This is a genomic window from Burkholderia sp. 3C (assembly GCF_054589155.1).
This window is the reverse complement of the sequence record NZ_BAAILN010000054.1, coordinates 1-2,387: the sequence shown is the minus strand read 5'-3', so window position 1 is coordinate 2,387 and position 2,387 is coordinate 1. Positions and strand designations below refer to the sequence as shown.

Genomic DNA, 2,387 nt, shown 5'->3' with positions numbered 1-2,387 from the left:
CGGCGCGGCGGCGCGCCCGCACGCCGCGCCGGGCCTCGCGCTGACGCGCCGCGTGGCGCTCGTCGAAGCGCTCGGCGAGCACAGCTACGTGCACCTGGAGCAGCACGACGGCGGCACGCTGATCGCCAAGGCCCCGGGCGAATGGCGCGTCGCGCCGGGCGACATCGTCACGGTGCGCGCGCCCGCTACCGCCTGCCACCTGTTTGCTGCCGACGGTTTCGTCGTCGCGCCGCTGGCGGCGCGCGCGCTCGAACCGCTTCCCATCATCTGACGCTCACCAACGAGGATCGACCGATGCGCCTTGGCGTTTGCTATTACCCGGAGCACTGGCCCGAAGCCATGTGGAAAGACGATGCCGCGCGCATGAAGGCGCTCGGTATCGAGCAGGTACGAATCGCGGAATTCGCGTGGAGCCGGATCGAACCGTCGCCCGGCGAATTCGACTGGGGCTGGCTCGACCGCGCGATCGACACGCTCGGCGCGGCGGGCCTGCAGGTGGTGATGTGCACGCCCACCGCGACGCCGCCGAAATGGCTGATCGACCGCCATCCCGAGATCCTGCCGGTGGGCGCGGACGGCCGGCGGCGCGCGTTCGGCTCGCGGCGTCACTACGATTTTTCGTCGCCCGATTACTTCGAGGCGTCGCGGCGGATTTGCGAGGCGGTGGCGCAGCGCTACGGGCAGCATCCGGCCGTCGCCTACTGGCAGACCGACAACGAATACGGCTGCCACCACACCGTGCTCAGTTATTCGCCGGCCGCGGTGGCGCGCTTCCGGCTCTGGCTGCGCGAGCGTTACGGCAGCGTCGATGCGCTGAACCAGGCCTGGGGCACGGTGTTCTGGAGCATGGAATACCGCAGCTTCGACGAGATCGACGCGCCCGTCGGCACGGTGACCGAGGCGCAGCCGTCGCACCGGCTCGACTACCGCCGCTTCGCTTCCGACGAAGTGCGCCGCTACAACCGCATGCAGGTGGACATCATTCGCGCGCACTCGCCGCAGCGGCCGGTGGCGCACAACTTCATGCAGTTGTTCACGGAGTTCGACCACTATCCGGTGGCCGCCGATCTCGACGTGGCGAGCTGGGACAGCTACCCGCTCGGCGCGCTGGAGGAGCAGTGGTACGCGCCCGAGGTCAAGGCGCGCTACCTGCGCACCGGACATCCCGATTTCGCGTCGTTCAATCACGACCTGTATCGCGGCATGTCGAAGCTGCCGTTCTGGGTGATGGAGCAGCAGCCGGGGCCGGTGAACTGGGCGCAATGGAACCCCGCGCCGCTGCCCGGCATGGTGCGGCTCTGGAGCTGGGAGGCGTTCGCGCACGGTGCGGGCTGCGTGTCCTATTTCCGCTGGCGGCAGGCGCCGTTCGCGCAGGAGCAGATGCACGCGGGGCTGAACACGCCCGACAACCGGCTCGACGTGGGCGGCAGCGAGGCCGCGCAGGTGGCCGACGAGTTGCGCGCGCTGCTGGCCGAACACGGCGGCGATGCCACGGCGGCGGTGTCGGCGCGCATCGCGCTGCTGTTCGATTACCCGGCCAAATGGCTGTTCGAGATCCACCCGCAGGGCGCCGATTTCCACTATCCGCGTTTCGCCGTGGAGTATTACTCGGCGCTGCGCTCGCTCGGCTTCGATGTCGACGTGGTGCCGGTCGACGCACCGCTCGACGGCTATTCGATGATCGTCGTGCCGCCGCTGCCGATCCTGCCCGACGCGCTGGCGCAGCGGCTCGCGGCCAGCGGCGCGCAGGTGGTGCTCGGGCCGCGCACCGGCTCCAAGACGCCGAGCCTGCAGATCCCCGCCAACCTGCCGCCCGGCGCGCTTGCCGCTGGCCCGCTGCCGATCCGCGTATGGCGCGTCGAATCGCTGCGGCCGAACGTCGAAGAGCCGGTGCGGATCGCAGCGGCCACCGACGACGCGGCGTTCGACGGCCGCGCGCGCCACTGGCGCGACCTGCTTGAAGCAGGCGACGCCGCCACCGAAACCCGCGCGCAGTTCGGCGACGGCCATCCGGCCTACGTGCGTCACGGCGCGTTCCACTACCTGGCGAGCCTGTTCGACGACGCCACCACCGCGCGGCTGTTCGCGCGCATCGCACGCGAAGCGGGCCTCGCGCCGGTGGCGCTCGGCGACGCGGTGCGCGTGAGCCGGCGCGGCGCGCTGACCTGGGTGTTCAACTACGGCCCGGCCGCGCACGAACTCGACGCGGCGGTGCCCGACGCGGCGATTCTGATCGGCGCGCGGCGCATCGAGGCGGCCGGCGTGGCCGTCTACCGCTCGCCCGACGCCGCCTCGGCCCGATGATCTTTCGCGGCACCCACAACAACCGAAACAGGAGACAACCGATGAAAACCCAGCTTCGCTTGCGTACCACCGTCGCGGGGGGG

The 2,387-nt window shown here is 70.8% G+C and carries 2 protein-coding genes; both read left to right on the top strand.

Annotated elements, in window-relative coordinates:
• Nucleotides 1-271 (top strand): TOBE domain-containing protein (locus ACYP33_RS09245; RefSeq protein WP_459621172.1); only part of this gene is annotated, 271 nt, incomplete at its 5' end.
• A 23-nt stretch (nt 272-294) separates the two neighbouring features.
• Nucleotides 295-2,304 carry a beta-galactosidase gene (locus ACYP33_RS09240; protein ID WP_459621170.1) on the top strand — a complete coding sequence of 670 codons (2,010 nt, stop codon included), beginning with the start codon at nt 295-297 and terminating at the stop codon, nt 2,302-2,304.
• Nucleotides 2,305-2,387 lie beyond the last annotated feature (83 nt).